The sequence below is a fragment of the Bacteroides sp. BFG-637 genome (genome assembly GCF_024793605.1).
Lineage (GTDB): Bacteria > Bacteroidota > Bacteroidia > Bacteroidales > Bacteroidaceae > Bacteroides > Bacteroides vicugnae.
The window spans coordinates 331,645-358,372 of sequence record NZ_JANUPD010000002.1; the positions used below are offsets into that span (position 1 = coordinate 331,645).

Sequence of the window (26,728 nt, forward strand, 5' to 3'; positions counted from 1 at the left end):
AGATTATAATCATGAAAAGTATATATATAAAATTCATATTTTGCAGCGTGCTGCTCTCGGCTCTGTCTCTACACTCCTGCACTTTGGACGAGTACAACCCGGGCGCATTTACCAAAGAGGCTTTAGCTACTTCCATCGATGGATATGAAACCCTGATTAACCAGTGCTATTTTGCTATGGAAAGATTTTATTATGGTGCTGCCGACTGGATATCACTGACTGAAGGCGACACCGATCTTTGGACGTATAAAGCCAACGAATCAACCAGTTACACGCAGTGGTTCTGGTTTTTCGCAGGAACATCGCCCAATACGACTTACACCAATAATTGGTGGAACGGGACTTACGACGGTGTGGGAGCCTGTAACGAAGCCATCGCATTAGGAGACAAACCTCCTTACACCACGGAAGAGGAACGGAATGCAAAGATTGCGGAAGCCCGTTTTCTTAGAGCTGTGTATTATTTCAACGCGGTGGAACAATTCGGAGCAGTGACGATGCTCACAGAACCCGTAGTGACGGAAACGTTGACCTACTCCCCCACCCGCACCGATCCGATGACCATCTATCAGGAGGTTATTATCCCCGATTTAAGATTTGCATCCGAATGGTTGCCAACAGGTACGCATGCAACAACTACCACTCCGACAAAGAAAGCCGCTCTCGGTTTTCTGGCTAAAGCCTGCTTACAGACGTACGAATATGGAAGCACCGAATATTTGCAGGAAGCTTTGGATGCAGCCAAGAAATTGATTACCGATTGCGAAACTGGCGGTGGGAAATACAATACGTATATGTATCCATCGTATAGCGAGGTGTTTAAAGAGAGCAATAACTGGGAAAACAAGGAAGCTCTCTGGAAACATCGCTGGTATGCAGGAGCAGACGGACACGGTTCAAGCAATGGGAATTATAAGTTGAATCGCAACGACGAGTATTTCTTATGTAATATCAATAAATTCGGTGCACGTGAAGACAATCAGGAGACACGGCTTACCTGGGAAGGCTCAATTACCGGTATCTTTATGCCTACGCAGCATTTATTGAGTTTGTATGTGCAGAAAGACGGAACATTAGACCCCAGATTTCATGAATCGTTCACTACAGAGTGGAACGCGAACAAGAATTACACTTGGGACGAAAGTGCCGTACACATGTATGACAAGGAAGAAACCGTCATTGGCAAAGCTCTGAATAAAGGTGACTTAGCTATTAAATTCATCATGCCGCAGGACATGGATTATGCAACAGAGAAACAAAAAGAACACATTTCTGATTATTTGCTGATTGATTATCATCATGTATATAGTGACGACAATCATAATGTGAACATGAATTATGCTTATACAAACGTCACAGGCAATTACAAGAATGACGGCACAAACGAGAACCAGTTCCGCTACTATTATCCGTCACTGAATAAGCATAACAGCAGTAATTATTATGTAGCCAATGCTTCCAAACAGAGAAACGGTAATCTGAATGCAACGTTTATCATGCGTATGGCAGAAGTTTATTTGATTGCGGCAGAAGCAGATATTTACCTGAATGGCGGGACGAATGCAGCCGGTTATATCAATAAGGTTCGCGAACGTGCCGGAGCAAATCCGCTCACAGGGAGTATTACGGTGCAGGATATCTTAGACGAAAGAGGCCGTGAACTTTGCGGAGAATATTGCCGCTTCTACGATTTGAAACGGACAGGCATGTTTAAGAACTCGGAGTATCTGGAGAATACCCATCCGGATCTGGCCCGGTTCTTCCATCCGAATTATGCGTTACGCCCCATTTCAACTACTTTTACAGCCACGATCACCAATGGCAGTGAGTACCAGAATCCGGGATATTAAATAGATATTTCAATATGTACAGGTGCTATGGAGCCAATCCTGGCACCTGTATATTATTATAATTCAAGTTTCAACCTTGCTCTCTTGAATGAATCAGAGTGAGAAAGATACTTATAAAGCAACCCATACCCAAAGATATTACAACAAAAAAATCGGTTGCATAGTCGAACCGATATCCCGTTTCTGGCTTTTCTTACCGCAAGCACTTACTATTATTTTATCAAACACTCGCTTTTCGCAGCCTCCCAACCAATCATCGCAGTCTTGCGGATTTCCCCCAATGGTAATTACCCAACTCACCGGAAGAACGAATGACCCGATGACACGGAATAAGGAAAGCTACGGGATTCTCACCGACAGCCGTTCCAACAGCCCGACAAGCTTTCGGATTATTAATACCTGCAGCTATATCTCCGTAAGTAGTCAATCCGCCGACAGGGATTTTCAGTAAAGTTTCCCAAACCTTTAGTTGAAAGCCAGTACCTTTCAAATGCAACTTTATATCTTTGAGCTTCCTCCAATCCTGTGTGAAGATAGATAAAGCATTTTGCTGCATCTCATCCACAATCGAGGTAAATTTTGCATTAGGAAATTTCTGCCGTAAAGAATGAAAGGCTGCATCATGATCGTCTGAAAACTCTATACAACAAATACCTTTATCAGTAGACGCAATGAAGATTTCACCGAAAGGACTTTTGGCAAAGCTGTAATTGATAGAAAGATTTTCACCACCGTTTTTATACTCACCCGGTGTCATACCTTCTATATTTACAAACAAATCATACAATCTGCCTGTACCTGAAAGTCCCGTTTCCTGTGCCGTATCAAACAAAGACGCATGAGTCTCATCCAAGATTTTCTTGGCATATTCAATACTAGTATATTGCAAGAACTTCTTAGGACTAACCCCTGCCCACTCCGTAAACATACGTTGGAAATGTGCCGTACTCAACGCCACTTCCCGGGCAATCTCATCCAATCCCGGTTGCCTTTTGAAATTCTCCCTTATATACCCGATTGCCTGTGCAATACGTGCATAATCAAGCGTTTCTTGCTCATTCATAACAGAGGTTTGCCATTTAATTCCAAATCCAGTAACCGTTTTTTAGCAGGAAGACCGCCGGCATAACCCACAAGCGTGTGGTTACTGCCGATAACACGATGACACGGAGCAAAAATAGAAATAGCGTTCGCACCATTAGCAGCGGCAACCGCACGGACAGCCTTCGGCATATCCAGCTGTTTCGCCAATTCTCCGTACGATACAGTCGAACCGTACGGAATATCCAGCAACTTATACCATACGCTTTTCTGAAAATCCGTACCTACAAAAAGCAAAGGCACTTCAAACGCAGTCCGTTCACCATTGAAATATTCGTCCAACTGCTGAATCGCTTCCTGTATAACCTCGGATGTACTTTCTTCACAACAGGCTTTCAACACTTTCCGCAACCTCCTGTCTACCATATCTCTATGACTTTCAACCGCCCAGTCACAAAGACAAAGCCGATCTTCAAACGAGCCAAGCATCAAATCGCCACAAGGAGAATGATAACGCTGTATCTGAATGACATTGCCAACTATTTCTTTCCTTTTATCTTCCATCTTAACTTATTTTCGGGGATTGATAGCACTGCTTTTGTTTTCCACACCTGCAAAAATACATTTATTGTACTTACAACTGAAAAAGCAATCCATCATATTTTGACTTTCAACCCCATTTTAGTTTCCAATGCCACAAAATTAGCACACAAATATCTGATAAACGACCCGAAAATTGCGATTCTTATAAAAAGAGGACAACTAAATTCAAAATAAGCCGCGATTTTATTTTTGTATACGATTTACCCTCACACCCTCACCCTTTGAACCAAATCCTTTACTCATGGGAGTTACAGGTGTGAGGGTAAAGGTGAGGGCAGAGTGAGGGTGACTTTTACCCTCACCCTGCCCTCACTCTGATTCCGATTGACTATTCCCCTTATCAACTACTCCACCTTCATCAAATGATAAAGCGTTCCCTTACGAGATTTACGGCAAGGAATATTCAGTTTTTGAAGTGCGCGCCCGAACTGTCCCACCTTACTAATAGCCAACTTATCCCGTGTTTTCGTCTGTAAATAGCTCAAAATCTGCATAGCAGTCAGCCATTCGCCTTCCATTTCCTCCTCTACCGGATTAAGATAACAATGAAACAACTGCTCCAACGGACTAGCCTGTTCGAACTCACGGTTGGTCTGTTTCAATATATTTTCATCTTCATCATTCAGCCAATAACGTTCCCCTTTATAAATCGCCTCCATTGCTTGAGCATACAACTGTTTATAATTGATGGTAACGTTCGTTTGAATAGGAGCCGTCACCTCGATACAAATGAAACGGCGGCTACCACTGGGATCGGTAAGCAAATCTTTCTGATTGCTGGTTCCGATAAAAGAAGCATAACGCCTCATTTCCCGAATCGTATTACCGTAAGGCTTACGCAAATTCGCGACAGGCTTCTGCAACAAATGCTTCAGGAATCCCTGCTGACTGACATTAATCTGATCGAACTCATCAATATTAATCAGAAAAAAGCGCCCCAAATAACGTTCCGCCTCCTGCTTACTCTTGAAATCAATACTGTCCGTATAGCCGAAACGAAGTTCCGGCGGCAGGATAATGCGACAAAATGTAGACTTGCGATACCCTTGCGAACCGACCAGCAAAGGCGAAGTACTATTACCATGCTGCCGGTCAACTCCCCTCCAATGCGCCACCATACTAAGGAACCAACGGTAAAACAATTCCTGCCAATGCGGATTATCACAAGGAACCAAACCAGCCAATGCACGAATACGATCCTTCCCGTCCCAACGCCCTGCCTCATAAAGATATTCTTCGACAGGATTGTACAAAGGAACACATTCCGAATTCAGAAAACGATCCACATCACGGTCCCACGCACTGATTCCCTCTTTCAATGCATTGATTGCAATGCTGTTGCGCACCCGTTTATCCACCGGCTTAAAGCAAAAATGAACGGAGTCACGCTGACGATATTCCAAATCATCCAGCACCGTATTGTAACGGAATTCATAACGGCGTTTCATAAACTCTTCCAGCAGAAAAGCCGTCTCCTGCTCTTTGCTGATGCTGCATTTCTTGCCGAATCCCTTACATTCCTGGTAAAGATTATGGAGTATCGAACGAATCACCAGTTCTTCCTCCTCACGATAATAATGAATCATCGTCTGCCGTATCGCTTCCTCTTCGGGGATACCCGCCTTGAAACAATGCTCGGCAAGGCGGACCAGCAAAGGTTGCAAGTCGTCCCCACGTTTCCAGTTCTCCATTTCCTGAAGTGCCCTGTTCAATGCCGCTTCATAAATCTTCGTGAACGTTTGCGCCGACTCATATCCCGGTTGCAATCGCAATAAGGGATTCTTCTCGCCCTGCTTCCGCTGGCGGAAAGTCTCTTCTCCCGGCATCGTAAGCGGCTGTTCCAGACAAAACGGCACTGCATCCGGATTATAATAAGGAGCCTCATCCAACGTCATACGACATTTCTGGGTCAACACAGGTTCCTTCAGATCAATATCGAAAGGTAACATCGGCTGATAACATGTCACAGCCAGCCGATAAGCATGGACATGAAACAATTCCGCCTCCGCCTCTTCAGATGGCAACCCTCCATCATCCGGCAAAGCAAAACGCACCCATATCTTCACACTACGGCCGCTGGAACCACAAAAAGCGGCAAAAGTCTGTGGCAGAAGTGCCGCTTGCCGTTTCACAAATTCCGCTTCCGACCCACCGGCCAGCCGGCTCACTTCCAACTGTACCAATCCGTTATACTGCTTCATCTTCCGTTCACCCTCTTTGGTCCGGGTATATTCCACAGCAGAATAAATGTATGGCAACTTATCTATATGTTCGTACCGGGCATATGTACCTTCCAATAACGGTATAATTTCCCGCAAAGCCGTGATATGCCCCGCTTTCGTTTCCGTTTTCATTTTGTCGAATAATGTGCCTGCCTCGCAAATGCTAAGAGCTTCTTTTCCGCTCCCGTTGTCTTGTCTGATTAAAGTAATTTTCATCCTATTTTTGTCTATTTTTTCTACAATCAAATATAAATGTTTAATTCCTGTAAAGATACGCTTTTATCTTCCGGAAAACAAGCATTTCATCTGATAAATACCCGTATTTCATTTGCATTTGCCTTATTATTTATGTATCTTTGCTTAGTAGTTGCCAAGGGCTCACCCGTGTGAACAAACAGGCTATCAATTGTAAATAAAAACGTCCACAGACGTAAACAGTCTTGTTCACATGAGTAAGCCCTTGCAAAACATTAGAGCTTAACAAAAGAAACATTAAGCGCTAACGTATTACTACTTAAGAGAATACATAACAAGAACCGTTACTTTAAAAACAAACAAAAGCTATGGCAATATTATTCGATTGGTATGAAGACCCGAAACCTTCAGACAAACAGCAGGGAGAAAACAAAAAGACCCTGCATCCGCGCATCAAATACAACGGTTCCACAGGGACCGACGTACTGCGGCGGCGTATTCAGGAACGTTGCTCACTGACGGAGACGGACGTCTCTGCCGTGCTCGACGCTCTTTCGCACATCATGGGACAGGAATTGGCGGAGGGACGCCAGGTACATCTGGACGGCATCGGTTATTTCCATCCCTGCCTGACCACCACGGAACCTGTGACGATAGGCACTAAACGGAAAGCAACTAAAGTGAAACTGAAAGCCATCCAGTTTCGTGCCGATCAAACATTGAAAAACGAATTTGGCGTGCTTAAAGTGAAAAGCCTCAAAGGAGGACTGGATTTCACCCAACTAACGAATGAGGAAATTGACCTGCAACTGACAAAGTACTTCCAAACCCACCCATTCATGCGAAGATATGATTTTCAATACCTTTGCGGAATGGCAAGAAGTACAGCTATGCGACATATCCGGCGTCTGCGCGATGAAGGTAAATTGAACAATATGGGTGGAGCCATGCAACCGATTTATGTGCCGGGAAATGGATATTATGGTAATAATGAAGCAATTAGTGTAAAAACGGAATAAGATTAGCCAACCCAAATCAGGACGAATCAGGGTGAGGGTAAAAAGTTACCCTCACCTACTCTCACCTTTACCCTCACACCTGTAACCCCGATGAATAACTGGATTAAGCATAGGGTGAGGGTGTGAGGGTAAAAACGTCACCAACATTTATTTGAGAACATTCTTAATGCAAGCAACTATTGCACAAGAGTACCTCCATACAGTTCCATCTTTTACCGGGGAATCTTAACCATTTCAACCGGCTGCTCCTGTATCTTATCCAACGGGTGTGACTGATATCTTACCTTTGAGAAATCAATAGCCTTTAAATCGATGCAACGTATCGAATTGTTATAGGCCGTTTCATAATAAATCTTCCGGTTCGTCAGGTCGATAGCCGAGGTCCATTGCGTAGCACTTGGAATATCAGGAATATCCCCCTGCGAATGTTCTATACCGATAGGAACATCAAAATTGTTAAGCAAGTGGAAACATTGCTGCACGGTATCAAAGCCTGTAGCACGTTGAGGAGCTGTCCCCCGATAAAAGGCAGCACGTACAAACCGAGAAGGAGGCGTGGCATCGCCCGGAATGCCGAGAAAACCGGAGTTACCACCAGTCGGCTGCAACGTAATACCGCTCAATTTTTGCACGGAAGCGTCACCCGGATGAAGATTGACGTAGTTGTTCAAATTAGTAAGTTGCCATTCAAAGCCGGGGGCATTCGTCAATACCCCTACTTCATTCTCATAAAAATGCGGCACACCACCTACAATTTCCAACACAACCTGACGTCCCGACGGTTCACCGATACGCCAGTGTACTACCGCTGTCTTTTCCAGCCCTACGACACGTACAGAAGAAAGGGCTGCCTTCACCTCGTCAATAGTGGAAAACTGCGACAACAGCCACCCCGCCACTTGAAGGTCTGCCAGTGTCCGCTGGTTCTGTGCAGCATCATACGTCTCATAACCACCATAGTGAGGAAAGAAAAATAGTCCGGCTGAAAGTCCTGCCTCATTGATTCCTTCGGCAATAAACTCTTTTTGCACAACAGCCAGACCGACCACCCCATATTTTGCCGTAAACGTCAGTCCATTGACACCTGTAGGAGTGAATGACGTGAGCTGTTGGCCACGTGGAATAATCACATATTCGCTTTGCAACACACCGCGCGCCCATTCAATCGTACGGGCTTGCACATAACTGCCGTCACGGGATGTCAGCGAGATTCCCGTACAAGCTACAGCCTGAAAAGTGCTGCCACATACGGCGGCAGCAATCCCTAACAATAAGTTCTTTGTCATCTTCATCATTATTTATATATTTATCGCTAAAAACTCAATACTGTATAAAGACAACAAAATATGGGTTATTTTAGTTTGCAGATATATCTATTATAGATCAGCCTACAAAAAAGAAAAAACGGACAAACATATTTTATGCTCATCGAACAAAACAAAAGCGGGAAATTCTTTGTCATTTCTTTGTTATCCTCCATAAATCATCTATCTTTGTCTTTTGAAAGCCGAAGAGAAATGCGGCATATTGAAACGTTTTTTGCGCTAAGAAAACTACCAATTTTATTATAAACAAAAAACATGGTTTCAATAAATCTGTTTCATACGTGCGACTTAGGGTCGGGCGTGTGAACATATTTATTAAACCATGTGGGTATTGGTAGTACCTCTTAGCGGATAAATATGAACTCAGCGTCCGGCTTCTTTTATATATTAAGGTATACATCGCACAAGTATATACCAAACATACAACAGAACACGGACGGTCATCAATATCCAAAAGAAGTATGAACAGACCGAACAAAGAAACATTGCGCCGTGTCATCCGGAAGATATACAAACTGAATGACCATGAAAAGCTTGCGGAGAAACTACCCGCATCTACCAACATGCCCGTAAAAATCAGCCCTGTATCATACAGCAAACAAAATATCAGCGAAGCCAGTGAACACATATAGCTAGCTTCCTGCAAATCCTCCCAAGCAACAAAACAAGAATTTAATTATCAACTTAATCCCTATTACTTCTATGGCAAACTGGTTAACAATCAAGCAACTGTCCGAAAAGCGCGACATTGCAGAACCCACTCTCCGAAATTGGATAAACTTAGGTTACATCACTTCCTCAACCATCGACAATGTCATAATGCTGGACGACGATAGTCTGATTTCCTATTTGGACACTCATCAAACCAAAGGACTGAATAAAGAGTCCCTGGAAAAATTAATCAAAGAGAAAAAGATGGAGTGCGAGATCATTCTCTCCCACCTCGACGACGAACTGTTCCTTTTAAAAACCCAAAGCCTTCACCAACCGCTTTTTCATATCATCGTGCAAGAGCTCGGACAACTGATTACCAACGACACTCAACGGGAAATATTCCTGGCCATCTCCACTGGCGAACCGATCTCACGCGTAGCAGTACGGCAAAACATGACTTATCAGGAAACAATGGAGGCTTACAGCAATATCCTCAAAAAATTAAGTGAAAATACAGAAAGAATCGCTACATACCGCAACCGGACAATGGCGTCTCTTTTTGGTAAATACAACACGGATAATCCTACGAATATCCCTATAAGACGACTTTTCAACGAACGCGCATGCAATGTTCTGCACAAACTGGAAATAGCAACCGTGCGAGAACTTCTACAATTCACCTACCAATACGGATGGGGTAGACTGAAACGTCTCGAAGGCCTAGGAAAAACAACGTACAATGAGATACTTAACGCATTGTATAACGCAAACTTCATCGTCTTTTGCGAAGACAAGAGTATTGCTTTGTCACCTGAAATAGCGGCATTTGTATTGTAGAAAGCATAATGGTGTAGAATAATAATCAAAGAGCAACAAGTAAAAAAGCAGTAAATAAACAAACTTAAATAAAAGGTATCCGAACTCTTTTGAATAAAACGAGAGTTTGGATACCTTCCATACTTATAGCAAAGATTCGATCAGCTTAGAATGAAGAGAAGATTCGATCTCATCCATTGCTAAAAAGGCATTGTTAACAATCATTTTCTTAGAAGATGCCCCCCATATTTGCACATCGGTTTGTTGTTGCAAAACCATATTGTATATCCTGTCAATTCATTTAATGATATAATTCTTTTTCTCTTTCCCTATTCCTTTCAAAGTCAGAGATTTCCATGCATCAGGGATTGCTCCTTTTCCGGCAACAATTCCCTTATCCGTAATATCCAGTCCACCGAATCCCATTAGTACGGACTGCAATACACCGCCTGCCCCTGTCAGGAAATAGGGATTCGTACCACCGTCAAATTCGGCTATCACCCGGAATGGCGGATTCAGATTGGGACAATAGGAATCTCTAAAATAATGCCATGCACGTTCACGATCTCCCAATCGAGTAAACAAAATGGAGTAAATGGACTTCGACATGGCAGGTGTTTTCTTTCTCGGAACAGTCTGAAGATAGTATTCGAGATCTTTTCGGATCTGCTCTTTTTCTGTAACGAGCTTTAACGGGAACGCCAACAGGCAGACATCAGCTTGTTTCGTTATAGCCCCGTCATAGGTATCATGCTCTGCCGTTACTCCATTGGCAAGTTTCCGGAAACGAAGTTTCTCCGCCACATTCGTCCACATAGGATCTGATTTTACATTTAATAGTTTGGCAGCTCTGCAGGCAGCTTCCAAAGTAGATTTTGCGACACCGTTTGTATAAGCATTATTATTCACGTTCTTTCCCCCTTGAGGATTCTGATTCCATTCATCCGCTCCAATCACATTCCTGATTTCATACTCTCCTGCTTCATTCGGTTCCGAACGGCTCACCCAATAATCGGCAGCGGCACTAATGATGGGAAATCCCTTTTGGCGAAGCCAATCCAAATCCTGCACCACTGAATAATATTGCCAGGTTGCCATAGCTACACCTCCTGTAATATGATTTTCGAAAGGACCATAAATGTTGGTTACCGTATTATCCTCGTTTCCCTTATCACTACTTTCCCATGGATACATTGCTCCTTTGTAGCCATGCATAAAAGCATTATGCTTGGCTGCGTCCAGACGTTGATAACGATACTCTATCATTGATTCCGCCAATTCGGGATGAAGTAGTAACAAAGCCGGAAAAATCCACGTATCAGCATCCCAAAACACGTGTCCGTTATAGCCGAAACCCGAAAGCCCCATCGGAGAACAGGACAATCCCGAACCTTCCCGCACAAAAGCATACGTGTGATAAAGCATACTGTGAATGTCTTGTTGCGACTGAAGATCGCCCTCAATCACAATATCGCTTTCCCAAAGCTTGTCCCATGCAGCCTCGTGCTTACTCCATAACCGTTCGACACCTTCTACCGCAGCAAATGCCGTCAACCGTTCCACCTCATTCCTGACATCGGCATGAGTGACAGAGGAAAGCGTCGTCCCTATAATCGAAAAAGTATAGGGTTGACCTGCCTGTAAACGGATCGTAAACTCTTGCGTATGTACCCCGACTCCCCGTGCACTTCGATGACAGACTTCCGGATGAGGAAAGGAGGCATCGAAGACAAACGATGAACAAGCCCCGATTTCAAATTCCCGGACCGGAGATTTTGCTACTGACGTGCAGAGGTCAATCGCTGTCTTTCCATTGAAAATCCGGTTGTAATATTCCTGCGGATTACGCAGTGACTCATGTACCGTCATTATATTCGCTACGGATACTTCTATGTTTTCTTTCGGAATGATCTGCACACGCAACAAACATGAATAAGGCAAATGACGCAATGATGTATATTGATATTCAACACGGGCCAGTGATTTATAATCAAATTCTCCACAAAACACTCCCCGACGCATATCCAAAGTCTGTTTGTAACCGGATATCTGGGAAGCCTTCACCGTAGAACCGTTTATCTGCAATTCCGTATCAAGCATATTGATGCCATGCAGGAAATTGTTTACTCTCCCCTTACCATAAATATCATAAACTCCTCCCAACACGACGCGGGAAACCTTCAAAGGTTCGGGAGAAGAGACTAACCCCAACATACCATTAGCTACAGTTATTCCATAATAGGATTGGGGGTCAATTTGTTCTGCAGTAATTTTCCAGGCATCTTGTGCGAACAGACCAATAACAGGCCACAACCCGCCCAACAGCAGGAATATTAAAAAGTTCCTTTTTCTCATTTTATCTGTATTTTATAAGCTTCTTATGAATGCATAGCCAGTCTTTTCTCATCGGAGCAAGGCAAAACCCGCTCCGACGAAAAAAGAAACATGCTAACTAAAAGTCTGTATGGATAAAAAAACTAATACATATATCCGCTCTTACCCGGATTACCGCCCATCTGCGACCACGCATTGGCTGCATAACCTGTCGCTGCGCCTTCAACAGCAAATAGAGTTGGTTTTCCTTCCAGCATACCGGTCACATAGATAATGCCATCAGCAGATATGGTAGGAGAAGATTGCAACCCAGTTCCAAGTTGGAGCGAAGCAATTGCTTTTCCTGTAGCCGGCTCAAGCTTCACCAAAGAACCTTTTTCCGTATCATTATAGTAGATATAACCTTCATTATCTATAGCCGGAACACCATAAGCAGTGCCTGCCACTTCCGTTGCCCATAGAACGGAGCCTGTAGAGGAAATAGCAGTAATATATTTGTCAGTAGCTACATACACAACCCCATTTCCATCAACAACCAAGCCATAACCGGTTTGTTTATTTTCCCCTTTGACAGCAGTGTACCATTCAGGAGCCGAAACATTACCTTCGGTCGTTTTCTTGGTATCATAACAATAGACTAATGCTTTGGTCTCATTGATAGATATGCGGGCTCCCAAATTAAGGCAAAGGATATATGCTTTTCCATCCGCACCGACAGCGATCTGGCTACCATTAGGCTGGTCATTCGGAGCATAATTTTGCTCATTGGTCGACTTGCTCCAGCTATTGCCTTTCGGGAAGAAGATGTGTGTACCATACGAACGGCCTCCACTCTGACCTGTGTTGACAAGCACCCTGCCATCTTTTAATCCCACACAACCGCCATAACTTCCGGAAGATGTCTTCTCTGCATATTGCAGCACACCGGATGTCTTATCATAAATACGGAAATGCATACCATCCGTGCTCGGAGCTGAATTTGTCAGAATCATCACATACCGATCCGTAACAACCGGAGCACCGAAAGGACGCATACTCGATTTGGCACCAATCGAAGTAAACCATTTCTGCGTTCCACCATCCGCACCACCTTTCACCGCATAAAGACTGGCAGACTTAGCCGCATCCGCTTTGGAAGTGTTATCTCCGACAGCCACATAAACCACTCCATCGGAATCCACCGTAGGGGTCGGATGCTGATAGTCGGAGCCACGATTCGGTTCATTGTTTTGTCCGCAATCAAATCCCCAAACCCGTTCACCAAGTTTGGTGAAACAAACCAGATTATAATTACTGGAAGAAACATAAACATACTCACCATCCGCACTTGTTGCCGGAGAAGTGCCAACTACCACTCCCTGTTCATCATAAGAGTGAGCCCATAATACCCCAAGGCTACCGGCACTCTTGGCTACATCAACTGTGACAGTCTTAGTATCTTTCCGTTTTTTATTGTCCGTTACCGTCAGCGATACATTTATTTTCCCATGCGAACCGAAAGTCACTGTCGGATTTTCCTCCGTTGAAAGGATAGCACCGAAAGTCCATTCTCTCTTAATAATCTCACATCCTTCCGCCGCTTTCGACTGATCCGTAAATACCACTTCCTCACCCGCTACAATTTGTTCGGGAAGCCAGCTGAAATCTGCCGTAGGGCGAATACCGTCGTCTATTATTTTAATTGTCTTTTCAAATACTGATTTCATTGAACCGTGATCCGAGGTAACAGTCAGACGAAAAAGATAGTCTCCGCCCTCTTCCACGCTAAATGGTTCGGGAGCAGCCAGTTCATAGGACACCTTACCCATAAATTCCCATTTGCAGACTGCAATCTGGGCATTCTCCGCTGTCGACGTATTCGTTAGGGTAATCAAATCACCAATCTCATAGGATTCTTTATCTGTAGTGAATCCAGCCTGCACCCATGCCTCTTCTGCAGGGTTACACCCCACTAACAGGCCGACAGCAGCTATCAATAAATATATGATTCTTTTCATTGCGTTTCTGTAATTTTAGATGATCGTTTCATTACTTCACGTATTCCAACTTACCGACGATAGGATAATGATCTGAAATATAAGTGATATTCTGATATACCTTATCTATTGTCTCGAATTTCAACGCCTTAAAGCCTGTACAAAAGATATGATCCACAATGTAAGGATTAGCAGTGCCAAATCCGGTATAAGAGTATTTCGAGTCTGTGACCGGAGCCGATAAGCGGACATTCGTCATGAATGTTTTAACTCCGTTAAAGATATCACTGTCAATCTGTTTGTTAAAGTCGGCAGTGAGCAACATGGGCAATCCTTCCGGATTGAGTTCCGACATTTTATTCACAATGACTTCCATTGACTTGCCCGGAGCGATGGTAGAGCCTACATCAATGTGCGTATTGATAAAGAAGAATTTCTTGCCGGAAGCAATGTGCTTGAAGATTGCCCACGTTGCCACACGCGGAACTGTATTATCCCAACCTTGAGACCCCGGTACATCAGGAGTTTCGGAAAGCCAGAAACAATCCCACTTGACAAGTTCAACAGCCTTTTTTCTATAAAAGATGGGAACAAACTCATCATTGTTGGCATTGTTGGCACGGCGTCCTTTACCGATATATCCATAATCCTTCCAGTTCTCTTCCAACCACTTCAACTGTGGCGGACGTGCTTCCTGCATACCGATCACTGTTGGTTTCTGCTCTTCAATCATCGGAATAAAAGCTGCCGTACGGGCATCCCATGACTTATCCCCCGTATCATTGGTATTGTAATACCGGATATTAAACGACATAACTTTAATCTGGTTGTCATCCAGAGACGGATCTTCCTCTTTCACCGTTTCAGGATCTTTATAAAATTCCGAATAATCAGGAGTAGTATTACTGCATCCGCCTAACGCTACAACATAGATAGCAATTACAGGCAATATCTGGTTAAATTTCATCATACTAAATCTTTTTATATTTTAATTCCAATTGGGGTTCTGTGATAGTTTATATCCGGCACTCTCATAGTCGCGGATTACCTGCGCCGGAACAGGATAAAGATACTGACGGTCATCATCATACCAAACGCGGTTTCCCGTACCGGGATTATACTTTAAATCGTATCCACCTGCCGCATTTACTGTGGCATAAAGTCCTGTTTCATTCTTTACATTCACTGTTTTGCAATCTTTATTGGACGACTGAGTACCGTTGTCAGTAAAGTAACAATCAGGAGTTCCGTCGCCATTCAAATCAATATCCACATTCAATGCGCTGATGTGCATTCCTGTCCAAGGCAGCTCCTCTATCAGATCACCGCATTTCCAACGGCGCAAATCATCGAACCGCATACCTTCGGCCACCAATTCAATGGCACGTTCACGACGGATTTCCAGCAAGACCGGATCTGTGATATTCGGATAAAACATCTGCTGCAAATAAGAATCTGCGGTTGCAGGGAGCTTTTCCGTTCCACCTGTAATTCCTGCACGTCGACGCAGAGCTCCGATGGTAGTATTCCATTCGGCATCAGTAAGCCCGCCCAGTTCGGCTTGCGCTTCGGCATAGTTAAGTAGCACTTCGGCATAGCGCAACAGCGGAATACTGTTGTTGTTCTTTTCATTGTTATCGTATTTCGTATCATCGAGAGAATACTTAATCACATGATAACCGGTCAGGCAAACCGTCATATCAGCTACCACAGCTTTTCCGTCACGTTTGAAATCCAGTCCGCGGATGGTTTGTGCCAAACGCAGGTCGCGGTTCTTCATCTCTTCCACAAAGTTCTTGGTTTCATAGCCTGTTTCGGAAGTGAACGGAGTACCATCCAGTTTCAGGTAGGTATTAACGAACGGACGAACCAGACTCCAGCCTTTACCATACGAAAGTGAATTATACCAGTAATTTTGAGTACCGTAGATTCCGGATGCACTATTGGCACATACCGCCAGAATTACTTCAGATGTTATGGGTGCTTCCAGATAGAACAAATCGCGGTAAGCTCCTTTTGTACCCGTTGCCGTATTCAATGAAAGTCCGCTGTTATCCATTACCAACTTGGCTGCACTGGCAGCGTGCCGGTAGAGTTCTTCGGGAGTGATTTCCAAACCTGTAAGTTTGTGATAACGGCGATAAGCGGCTTCGAACAGACATACACGGGATTTGAGTGCGGCTGCAGCCCATTTGGTTAGCGTGGAGCTATTTACGGAAGAAGTTACCTGAATATGTTCGTAGGCAAAATCAAGGTCCTCAATCATATTTCTGATGATAATATCCCGGCTGTCACGTTCTTTATACATGACATCATACTGATAGGACTGAATTTCATTGGCAAACCAAGGAACTTCTCCGTATTGGGTCAACTTATCATAATAGAACCAGGCACGGAACCAACGGGCGATGCCCAGATAATTATCACGGGTAGCCGCATCCACCGTGCACTCTTTCGAATGACAACCATCAATAAAATAGTTGATGTTCCGCAGGGTTCCCCACGACCAGTTGGTAGCTGTTTCCGAATTGTACGCGTTTTGCTGAATAAAGACATTGGTCTGCCGGACAGCGGCAATATCACACATTTCGTCCTGCTGATAACCAGTGGAAAGGGTCGGCAACGCCCGATAGAAGGAATAGGCATAAAGGCGCAATCCGGACTCACTACCGAAAACCATTGCTTTGTCAGCTTCCACCTGCATCGTCTCCGTCAAATCGCAACTACCTAACAGCACCGTTGCACACAGAAGCAGGATATTACGTATATTACTTAATCTTTTCATATCTTATTTGTTTCTATTTAGTAAGTGATCGATATTCCTAAACTGAGATTCCGCATCGTCGGATAGTTGAAACCGTCTCCTTTGTCACCTGAAGTCAGGTCATTATCCGAACCTTTCGTTATCACTGCCACATCATAATCTTTCGTGTGACGGTAGAGTGGAGACCATGACCATAAGTTCTCTCCCGAGAAATAGACGGACACTTTAGAGAAACCGGCTTTTGCTATCCATTTCTTTGGCAAATTGTAACCAAACTGCAAGTTTTTGAGCCGGAAGTAAGATACATCCTGCAAGTAGCGTGTATTAGCCGTACCTTTATATAAGGGGTTATAGTAACCCGAATAACGCGGCAGATAGGCATCAGGGCGGTCTTTGGTCCAGTAGTTATTCAAGTGCCACACCGGGACTTGGTTGTAAGGACGGTTATACTGTCCCCAGAAAGAACTCTCACCGCTGGGATACCAGTCTTGTTTTCCCACACCATCGAACATGGCTGACAGGAAGAAATTATTCCAGTCGGCACTAAACGAGAGGGTATAGATGTAGCGCGGTTCGGAGTTTCCCTATAATTTTCCGGTCGCCCGGTGAGTCTACCGTATTGGCTCCGTTATCAATAGTACCAGTGTTGTTCAAGTCCTCGAAGCGCATATCACCCGGATAAGTAATGTAATTGACAGACGTCTGCATCAGGTTGTTTTTGTAGCCTTTTCCATCAAAGGCTGCATCAATTTCTTCCTGTGACTGAAATAATCCATTACAGACAAATCCCCAAATTTCACCGATACGCTGACCTACATAATAATCATCCAAATCACGTTTAGGATTATTATATTTGTCTATCACCGAGTGATAGTCGGCAAGGGTTGCTTTAATGCCGAAGTTGAACGGTTTGCCTGCCAAACGAAACGAATCATTATACCCCAATGAAATTTCGTAGCCATAGGTACTCATGTCGGCATAGTTTCCTTTGGGTGATGATGCCCCGAACGTATCGGGAAGCGTGGGACCCACCGTATACATATTAGCGGTCTTACGTACATAATAATCGGCAGACAGCGTAATCTTGTTATTCCAAAATCCCAGATCGATACCGGCATCAATGGTTCGTGAGGTTTCCCAACCGATATTATCAGGAATTTGAGCGGGATTGAGCGTGTAACGCAACTGTGCCTTACCGTCAAGATAACGACCTTCGCTCGATGAGCCGGTAGTGGAATAAGTCTTCAATGCAAACTTCTCCAGATAAGAGTAAGGCTTCACATTGCTATTCCCTAATGCACCATAAGAGACACGCAGTTTTCCATTGGAGATAATATCAGGATTTACTTTCCAGAACTTCTCTTCCGAGAAACGCCATGCTGCCGAAGCCGAAGGGAAAAATCCCCACTGCGAATTGTCGGGAAACTTCGAAGAACCGTCATAACGCCCGTTCACCTCGAATAGATAACGATTATCATAAGAGTAGTTCAACCGGAAGAATGCCCCGGCATACCGCCAACGGTTACCATCACTTTTTATAGACATATTATCTCCCATAGCAAAGTTTATATTTTCCACATCAGGCATTAACAGGCCATTTCGCTCCGAAGAGATTGCTTTGTGATCCTGTTGTTCATAGTTATATCCTGCTAAAGCCTTCAAATAATGTTTTCCTGCAAATGTATTCTCATATTCAGCATATACATTGGTGGATATATAAGTGGTCTGTTGCACTTTTTCGGACATTTTATCGTCAGTTTCCGGTACTCCGAGGTATTTAATTACTCCTTCATAATCGCTATATGGAACGGCAGTGGTCTTTTTATCTTCTATAAAATCCCTCGTACGGAAAGAAAAGTCTCCGGTAAAACGTAATTTGTTGTCCAGCATTGTAATATTCAGAGTAGTCGTATTTTTCAACGTTTTTGTTGTACGCTTTATCCAGTTATCCCCTGTCACCAGCCCGCCGACAGAACGTGCTCCGGAGTGCGTCAATGTTCCGTCCGGATTGAAGATAGGTTCGGACGGGTGTCCTTCCATATTGATCGCCTTCCAAACCAGACCTTCATTCTGCTCTACATAACCCAATGGTTGCGTATATTTATCATGAGTATAGTCTATGTTATTAGAGATTTTCAACCAGTCGAATACTTGTGCACTGATTTTGGTACGCATATTCATTGTACGGTAGGTGTCCGAGTTATAATTGAACAGACCATCGTAATCGTACAAACGGGCGGAAGTGTAGTAACTGATTTTCCCGTTCGAACCGCTGACAGATACATTGTGTGACTGTGCAAATGTATGATCTTTATAAAGTGCATCATAGTAATCTTCATTCCCGTAGTAAGTATACTTTCCGTCAGGTCCAACTGCTGCCTGCAATGTGTTGCCTGCCAACTTTCTCTGCCGGAAAGTTTCCAACCATTCTTTTGAGAAAGGTTGCGACTTGTTAATACTGGTAGGTTCTATCCCGCGATAATTAAATTCTGCCTCACGGAACAAATATGCCCAAACATAACCATCATCAACCACGTCCGGTATAGCATACGGAGTCTCATAAGAGAAGTTTCCCGTATAATTGATAGTAAACTTATCTTTTTGCTTCGACGGATCTTTTGTTGTAATCAGGACAACACCATACGGAGCACGTGAACCGTAAATGGCTGCCGAAGCCGCATCTTTCAATACGGACACACTTTCCTATATCATTCGGGTTTAGCATGGCCGGATCGCCTTCTACACCGTCTATCAAGACCAGTGCGCTACCACCCGCTCCGATAGATGTCACACCGCGGATATTATATGGAAGCGGACTGATTAGGTTTACCGTCGGCAAGCGAAATATTCAGATTAGGGACAGCTCCTTGCAACATCTGTGTGACATTAGCCACCGGACGATTTTCAAATACATCTGATGATACATTCTCTACCGCACCTGTCAGGTTTATCTTTTTCTGCGTACTAAACCCAACCACAACCACTTCGTCCAGTGTCTGCGTATCATCTTTCAGTATGACCGTCAAGTAATTCTTATTCTTCACGCTCACTTCTTGTGTCAGAAACCCCAGATAGGATACTTGCACAATACTCCCCTCGCTGACCGCCAACTGAAACTTGCCGTCCATATCGGAGATCGTACCAGTTGTACCATTCTTTTCTTTGATATTGGCACCGATAACCGGCTCGCCCGACATATCCTTTACTATTCCGTTAATAGTGTACTTTTTGGAGGATTGCTGTACGGGCTGACTGCCTTTCTTCTTTATGACAATATCTTTCCCCTGGATCGTATAGCTGACATCCTGCCCCGCCAAGACTTGTTCTACAACCTTTTCAATAGGCAAATCTTTGGCTAACACTGTCACAATCTTTTTTGTATTCAGATCGCTTGCTGCAAATGCAAATGAATATCCGTTTTGCTTCTGTATTGTTTCGATGGCCTGCTTTACCGTTACGTTCCTCAATTGCAAGCTGATATGCTGGGCAAATAAGCTCAGATGAAAGCATAGCAAGAGCAGGACCATGAAAAAGACTTTCTTCTTATTTTTCATAAGTCAATGGATAAATAATTGATAAATAGGATGAGAAGTTTAGGAATTTATTTATATTTGCCTAAGCTTTCATCAATTAAAGTCACTGTGGCTTTTAAGATAGAAAGGCAAGAGGTCAGGGGATGGAAAAGGAACCTGACCTTTTTATGTTTCTATCAAGAGAGGTTAATCATGTTTTTCTAAATGGCTTTTCATATTTCTTTAAGTTTTAAAGGTTCAACATTTGTTCATTAGGGAAGTGTGATCACAATATTTTTTCCATTAATGGTATAAGTCATTTTATCTGTAGATGACAATACATTCATAATTTCCTGAATGCTTTGCTCTCTTTTACGGAAGTTTCCATAAAAACGAATTGTATTCAAAGTGTCATCTGCAACGGTTATTTTCACATCATAACTTCTTTCCAATTCTTTAATGATATCCGAAAGCAGTACTTCGTCAAAATAAAGACGGTCATTTGTCCATTCAACACTATGGATAGCTTTTGTAGCAGAAACAGATAGTTTTCCGGTCTTCTTATCCAATAATGCCTGTTGGTTCGGATGAAGTACCGTTTCTTTTTGCAGAGTGTTCAAGGCTACTTTTCCTTCCAGAAGGCATACTTTAGCTTCCAGATCGTCTTTATAGTTCCGAAAGTTAAATTTAGTACCTAATACCTTTACATCCAGCTCTTCTGTGTGTACTTTAAAAGGTGTTTCTTTATTTTTAGTAACTTCAAAATAGGCTTCTCCCGATAAATCCAAAGCACGCTCATTGATGCCAAAATCTTGTGCATAACTCATCTTAGAACCTGCATTCAGCCAAACTAACGTCCCATCGGGAAGATACAACTTAGTCTTTGAACCATAAGGAGCCTCAACAGTAATACGTGTCAACTGGTTTTGGAGTACTCTCTTTCCACTCTGAAAAGCGATTGTTGCACACACAAAAACAATAATAACCATGGCAGCAGCATACATCCACGGGCGTATGTGAAATGCTTTCCGTTTTTCCGGCCGTTTTACAGAGGACCCGGTATGTTCTAAAAATAATTGATAAGCTTGTTCTTTATTGAAGTTCAACTCATCGGCTTCGTCTGAAGCGGCTATCCAGACTTCTTGCATATCGGAAAAATACTTTCGGTTTTCTTCCGAAATATTCAGCCAATCCTGCAACAACTGCATTTCTTCCTGGGTCAGACTATTTGTGAGATAGCCGATAATCCAATCATTGACTGTATCCGTATGTAGCGATTGTTCATTCATAAAAATAGTGCCTTTATATATACTACAGTTTTTTATTATAGGAGGGTAGGATAAAAAGCAAAAATAATACATAAAAAAGTTCCCAGTTCTTTTTTCAGTACTACTAACGCACTCTTAATGTGATACTTGACGGTATTGATGGAAATTCCCAGCTTCTGTGATATTTCTTCGTAAGTCATCTCCTGAAAGCGGCTCATGATGAATACTTGCCTGCAAACCGGTGGTAGTTTATTGACAGATTCTTTAATTTTAGACTCCAATTCTTCTTTTAACAGGTTACCTAAAGGTTGTTGAGTGTCGGATATGATATTTTGTAATTGAATGCCTGCCCGTTCAATGGTAGAGAAATGTACTTCCATCTCCTGTTGTTTAAGAGCTAAATAATTCAGGCATTTATTACGCACCGCTACAATCAGGTAATTCCGTAAGGGAGGTACAAGTTCTAATTTATCCCTGATTTCCCACAGATGAAAAATGGCATCATTCACTATACTTTCAGCCTGTACCTTATCTTTCAGAAAATAATAACTAAGTTTACAGAGAGCAACATAATGATAATCATATATATACTTATATGCTTCATTATCCCCAGCCTTCAACTTTTTTATAATGTATTTTTCATCGATTGGAATCATAATCTGTTTTTTCTGCTCTGCAATATTCGGATAATATATTGAAAGATGCAAATTAATCAGAGGAAAAAATAAAAATGAAAAAAGAATGAAATCACTCTTTCACAGGAGTATCTCATTCTTTTAATATCATCTTAAAGCTAATATTCATATTTAAATTCTCTCCGATTCATCTCAACAGAATAGTTGTATCTATTCCGTTTGTACCCGACATTTTCATATCCATAAAGATGAGATCGGGAGTTTCGGCGTTAAAAAGCTCTATGACCTCACTGCCGTTGTGCGCCCTCACCAAACATGACACTGTTCAGCTGGAATACCCTTACCCGTATCCGTTACACAAAAACGCACCTGGCCGTCATCATTCAACGTATAAGAAAGGATGATCGATCCTTTGGTGGTAAATTTCAGAGCATTGGCCATGAAATTATAGAGTACCTGCATGATCCGGTTCTTGTCGGCATCAATCACGATCTGCGACAAACTTTCGTCAAAACGCAGTTCTACTGCTCCATCATGTTTCTTATGTGAGAAAGTAGTAATCACTTCCCGACAAAGTTGAGGTACACCCACCAGGTAGTAAGTTCTATCGTGCCGGCCTCAATCTTGGAAATATCCAGAATGTCGGAAATAGGATTGAGCAGCAGCTCGTTATTCTCCTGCACCAGCGACATATATGCTTAAAGCAGTTCTATCTCATCAGTTTCAGCAAGCAGACCCGCGAAGCCTACGATAGCATTGAGAGGAGTACGTATTTCGTGACTCATATTGGCAAAAAATGCCGATTTGAGCCTGTCGGATTCTTCGGCTTTCTCTTTCGCTTCAATCAGTTCCAGTCCCACGTGCTTGCGAATGGAGATAACACCTGTGAGTTTGCGGTCGGCAATTTTCGGACAATGTGTGCATGCCCCATCCAGTCCCGCATTCAGCATTTTCCAGCATGTCACCCTTTCCGGAACCTGCCCGGCTTCTTCCCTGAAAGGTTTATTTGCAAAAAGCACCTCCAGAGATTCATAATCGCTAACAAAAATATTAGCATTGATATGGTCCAATACCTTTTGCATCGTACGCTGCGATTGTTACAGGGATGTTTCGACCTGCCAGCGCTTTGTAGCGGTAGACACAATCTGCAAAATCTGCCCCATCAATTCCACATCTTTTTCATCCCATTGTTTCTTCCAGCAGAAGTTAAATGAAAGAAAACTGAAATGCACCCCCAACTGTGACAAAGGAAAGACAGCGATGACCTTCACGCCTTGCACTTTGAGCATTTAAGTTATAAAAGGATCAAGTGAATAAATATCAGACGTACAGATGATATGGTTTTCTTCAAGCATATCGAACCAGGATTTTCCCGCTTCAATGGTCATACTCCGCAGATAATCTATAGCAAACTCGATATCCTCGTTACACCATTCGTAGGTGCAGCCATACGTTACTCCGTCGAGATGATTCTCCCACGTTGCCAAACGGTCGACACCAGTATAACGTCCAATTTCGGCAAGTGCCACATTCATAGCTGTAGATATGTCCGGTTCCAGTTGCAGAATTTACAGTACCTTGATGAACAATGCCTGCCGTCGGTTGGTTACTTCCAGATTTTCCTGAATGACAATCAGGTCTTTAGACTTCTCTTCAATCATTTGCTCGAGCCGGGTACGATACTGTTCCTGTTCCATACCGACTCCTTGGGGTTCGGAATCTGTAGATTTCATTTTTTAATCGATAATGGTGAATAGAATAATAATTTAGTTATCGGCGAGATACGCCCATATATTCTGCCAATATATGAATTTATTCTATCAACCAAAATAATTCCTACTAAAACGCACTTTCCTCCAAAGGATTAGTATTTGTAGAGTTGTGGTAATATCTTTCGTACCGGTCCATTTCAAATTACATCAGTTTCAATCCTATGATTGAAAGAATCAAAGTCGTCATAAAAAACAAACGCCCCAAAGTGACCGGTTCATGAAAAAACAGAATACCGACCAATACGGTTCCCACTGCCCCTATTCCCGTCCAAACAGGATATGCAGTGCCGATGGGTAATGTTTGCGCAGCCTTTGCCAACAGGTACATACTTAAGGTTACAGAGATTACAAACCCCGCTCCCCATAAATAAAAGTCAGCACCCGTTGCTCCTTTTATCTTACCCAGACAAAAAGTGAAGCCGACTTCAAAGAGTCCGGCAATAATCAATATTATCCAATTCATATCTTTCTATTTTAAAATCAGACTGCAAAATTAGGCAGACAGCAGGAGCTTTCACTTTACATTTGATAAGAAATGACTGCATAAGAGTATGAACAATTCCTCTTTCCTAATCTAACTTTTTGTATTTTTGCAGAAAATGGTGCGACAAGAAGTCGTACAAGTAATTGTTCAGCATAATGTCTGAACCTGTTGTTCCGTCAACAGTAGCCTAAAGAGGCGTGCTTTACGAGTAATTGTTTGGTGCGAAGCCCTCTTGACAATATGGTTCTATGCAGAAATATCCAATGTATAGGCTGTTAGGCTGACCGATATGAGTAACGTATGTGAACCGCTGCACCATCGTAACAAAAGAATAGCTTACGGATATTTACAAGCTATAGCCAAAATGGCGGGCAGTCAGGATAGTTCTCTCTTTTTCAGGACTACACGGATGCAGCACTGCCGGTGGATGGGCGGACTTTAAGTCGGTCGTAAGTTACTTGTACGGAACTTGGTAAGCCCGTATCTCTCCTGTCCTTTATCGGGCAGGTAAGCCAATCGCAAGAGAAGCCGAATGATGTGCGGGTAAAGGATTGCGGAGAAAGCGAACGCTTCCGTGTAATGCGGAAGATAGAGGTTTAAACGTCACCTCATGCGAAAGCAGGCAGACTTCCGCAGGGTAATTCTTTGTGAAACGATTGTAGAACTTTAACGAAATGAAGAAACAGCAAAGGAGCAAGGCGAAAGCCGAGTGTGCATCTTCAGCCGAGCGTAACACAACATGGAAAAGCATTGACTTCTCCAAATGTGAACGAAAGGTCAGAAAGCTGCAAGTCCGAATAGCAAAGGCTCATAAAGAAAAGAGGTACAACAAGGTTAAAGCCTTGCAGCACCTGCTTGTCACTTCGTTCGAAGCCAAGGCATTGGCAGTAAGGAAAGTGACCTCCAATAAAGGTAAACGCACGGCAGGGGTTGACCACATAAAGTGGGATACCGATGCCAATAAAATAGAAGCTATACGTTCTTTGACACGGAGAGGATATAAAGCCCTCCCATTGAAAAGAGTTAACATACCTAAGGCAAACGGCAAGACAAGACCGTTGGGAATACCGACCATGAAAGACAGAGCCATGCAGGCACTGTATCTTATGGCATTGGAACCCATAACGGAAAGTGAAGCGGATGCAAACTCTTACGGATTCAGAAAGTTCAGAAGTACGGCAGATGCGATAGATGCGCTTCACAGATGGCTAAGCAGGGATTGCTCTCCCGAATGGATATTGGAGGGAGACATAAAAGGCTGCTTCGACCATATCAGCCATGAATGGCTTCTCGATAACGTACGAATCGACAGGCAGATATTAAGAAAATGGCTGAAAAGTGGAGTTGTATTCAACAGACTGCTTCAACCGACTATTGAAGGGACACCACAGGGCGGCATTATTTCACCGACACTTGCAAATGCAACTCTTGACGGCATGGAAAGGATGCTCAAAGAGAAGTACAAGGCAAGTTATGTCAATGGAAAACTTTACTGCCCCAAAGTCAATCTCGTAAGATATGCGGATGACTTCATTGTCACTGCTGACAAAAGGAAAACGTTACTTGAAATAAAGGAAATGTTGACAGTTTTTCTAAAGGAAAGAGGACTTACCCTATCCGATGAGAAGACACTGATAACACATATCAGTGACGGATTTGACTTTTTAGGTTTCAATGTCCGGAAGTACAACGGCACATTGTTAATAAAGCCGTCAAAGAAAAGTCAGAAACGTTTCACTGACAAGCTGCATGAGGTTGTGCTGACCAAAGGTAAGGCATCATCCCAGCAGGAGCTGATAGAGAAACTCAATCCTATAATAAAGGGATGGGGTAACTACTACAGCCATGTGGTATCAAAGGAGGTGTTCTGCCGATGTGACCATATCTTAATAAATCAACTTAAAAGATGGTCATATCGCAGACATACCGACAAGTCAAGGAAATGGATAAGGAAGAAGTATTTTATCCGAAAAGGTGGCAGAAATTGGATTTTCGGTTTTGAATATGTATGTGGAGAAATAAAGGATAAGTTCACATTACAGCAACTGACAGAAATTCCAATCAAGCGACACACAAAGATAAGATGCGAGGCCAATCCGTTCGACCCATCATGGGACGAATACTTCGAAAGGCGGAAACTCAAAAGTGCCCGTCAACGTGCGTGAAGAAAACTTTATCGGAAACAAGTCATCGCAAGATGATTATGAGCCGATTTAATTTTATGAGAATTAAATTTAGAATTATCGGAGCTGTATGCG

16 protein-coding genes and 3 pseudogenes are annotated in these 26,728 nt (G+C 43.1%); 6 read left to right on the top strand and 13 right to left on the bottom strand.

The genetic code is table 11. From position 1 onward, the window contains the following. Positions 1-11: 11 nt before the first annotated feature. Complete coding sequence (locus tag NXX38_RS01460) at positions 12-1,850, top strand: RagB/SusD family nutrient uptake outer membrane protein (RefSeq protein ID WP_258978433.1); 1,839 nt, start codon at positions 12-14, stop codon at positions 1,848-1,850. 212 nt (positions 1,851-2,062) lie between these two features. Here the strand turns inward: NXX38_RS01460 and NXX38_RS01465 are convergent. The 3 genes and pseudogenes from NXX38_RS01465 to NXX38_RS01475 all read right to left on the bottom strand — a co-directional run bounded on the left by NXX38_RS01465 (position 2,063) and on the right by NXX38_RS01475 (position 5,932). Then, a pseudogene (locus NXX38_RS01465) lies at positions 2,063-2,913 on the bottom strand (methylated-DNA--[protein]-cysteine S-methyltransferase). After that, on the bottom strand, positions 2,910-3,455 hold the full coding sequence (locus NXX38_RS01470) for a methylated-DNA--[protein]-cysteine S-methyltransferase (RefSeq protein ID WP_258978434.1): 546 nt from the start codon (positions 3,453-3,455) through the stop codon (positions 2,910-2,912). The pseudogene NXX38_RS01465 and the gene NXX38_RS01470 overlap by 4 nt, the downstream one beginning before the upstream one ends. 383 nt (positions 3,456-3,838) lie before the next feature. Then, complete coding sequence (locus tag NXX38_RS01475) at positions 3,839-5,932, bottom strand: BT4734/BF3469 family protein (protein ID WP_148365379.1); 2,094 nt, start codon at positions 5,930-5,932, stop codon at positions 3,839-3,841. A gap of 347 nt (positions 5,933-6,279) precedes the next feature. Between NXX38_RS01475 and NXX38_RS01480 the strand changes: the two genes are divergently transcribed. Next, positions 6,280-6,930: an HU family DNA-binding protein gene (locus NXX38_RS01480; protein WP_148365380.1), complete on the top strand. Its 651-nt coding sequence runs from the start codon at positions 6,280-6,282 to the stop codon at positions 6,928-6,930. Between the two features lie 212 nt (positions 6,931-7,142). On the opposite strand, the gene NXX38_RS01485 is transcribed toward NXX38_RS01480, so the two are convergent. After that, positions 7,143-8,225, bottom strand: a complete 1,083-nt coding sequence (locus tag NXX38_RS01485) for a linear amide C-N hydrolase (RefSeq protein ID WP_148365382.1) — start codon at positions 8,223-8,225, stop codon at positions 7,143-7,145. A 491-nt stretch (positions 8,226-8,716) separates the two neighbouring features. Here NXX38_RS01485 and NXX38_RS01490 point away from each other — a divergent pair, with 491 nt between their 5' ends. Next, positions 8,717-8,887, top strand: coding sequence for a hypothetical protein (locus NXX38_RS01490; RefSeq protein WP_258978435.1), 171 nt, complete (start codon positions 8,717-8,719; stop codon positions 8,885-8,887). A gap of 70 nt (positions 8,888-8,957) precedes the next feature. Next, positions 8,958-9,746, top strand: coding sequence for a DNA-binding protein (locus tag NXX38_RS01495; RefSeq protein ID WP_258978436.1), 789 nt, complete (start codon positions 8,958-8,960; stop codon positions 9,744-9,746). Between the two features lie 276 nt (positions 9,747-10,022). On the opposite strand, the gene NXX38_RS01500 is transcribed toward NXX38_RS01495, so the two are convergent. The 9 genes and pseudogenes from NXX38_RS01500 to NXX38_RS01550 form a co-directional block, all read right to left on the bottom strand. After that, positions 10,023-12,080 (bottom strand): glycoside hydrolase family 65 protein, encoded by a 2,058-nt coding sequence (locus NXX38_RS01500; protein ID WP_258978437.1) that lies wholly within the window; start codon positions 12,078-12,080, stop codon positions 10,023-10,025. Positions 12,081-12,202: 122 nt separating this feature from the next. Further along, positions 12,203-14,056 carry a PQQ-binding-like beta-propeller repeat protein gene (locus NXX38_RS01505; protein WP_258978438.1) on the bottom strand — a complete coding sequence of 618 codons (1,854 nt, stop codon included), beginning with the start codon at positions 14,054-14,056 and terminating at the stop codon, positions 12,203-12,205. 31 nt (positions 14,057-14,087) lie between these two features. Next, entirely contained in the window at positions 14,088-15,005 is a 918-nt protein-coding gene (locus NXX38_RS01510) for an endonuclease/exonuclease/phosphatase family protein (protein WP_032853503.1), read from the bottom strand. An 18-nt stretch (positions 15,006-15,023) separates the two neighbouring features. Beyond that, entirely contained in the window at positions 15,024-16,820 is a 1,797-nt protein-coding gene (locus NXX38_RS01515; RefSeq protein WP_258978439.1) for a RagB/SusD family nutrient uptake outer membrane protein, read from the bottom strand. A 17-nt stretch (positions 16,821-16,837) separates the two neighbouring features. Beyond that, positions 16,838-20,326, bottom strand: a pseudogene (locus NXX38_RS26855) (TonB-dependent receptor). A 257-nt stretch (positions 20,327-20,583) separates the two neighbouring features. Beyond that, the gene (locus NXX38_RS01535) at positions 20,584-21,600 is read right to left on the bottom strand and encodes a FecR family protein (protein WP_258978444.1); all 1,017 of its coding nucleotides are present in this window, start codon (positions 21,598-21,600) and stop codon (positions 20,584-20,586) included. Positions 21,601-21,635: 35 nt separating this feature from the next. Then, complete coding sequence (locus NXX38_RS01540) at positions 21,636-22,235, bottom strand: RNA polymerase sigma-70 factor (RefSeq protein ID WP_258978445.1); 600 nt, start codon at positions 22,233-22,235, stop codon at positions 21,636-21,638. A gap of 166 nt (positions 22,236-22,401) precedes the next feature. Next, positions 22,402-23,947 (bottom strand): annotated as a pseudogene (locus tag NXX38_RS01545) (histidine kinase dimerization/phospho-acceptor domain-containing protein). Between the two features lie 181 nt (positions 23,948-24,128). Next, positions 24,129-24,449, bottom strand: coding sequence for a multidrug efflux SMR transporter (locus NXX38_RS01550; RefSeq protein ID WP_074557503.1), 321 nt, complete (start codon positions 24,447-24,449; stop codon positions 24,129-24,131). A 310-nt stretch (positions 24,450-24,759) separates the two neighbouring features. Between NXX38_RS01550 and NXX38_RS01555 the strand changes: the two genes are divergently transcribed. Together NXX38_RS01555 and ltrA are read left to right on the top strand one after the other, a co-directional pair. Further along, positions 24,760-24,912: a hypothetical protein gene (locus NXX38_RS01555; protein ID WP_167511788.1), complete on the top strand. Its 153-nt coding sequence runs from the start codon at positions 24,760-24,762 to the stop codon at positions 24,910-24,912. Positions 24,913-25,144: 232 nt separating this feature from the next. Then, a complete protein-coding gene (ltrA, locus tag NXX38_RS01560; protein ID WP_258978446.1) occupies positions 25,145-26,635 on the top strand; it encodes a group II intron reverse transcriptase/maturase in 1,491 nt (496 codons plus the stop codon). Positions 26,636-26,728 lie beyond the last annotated feature (93 nt).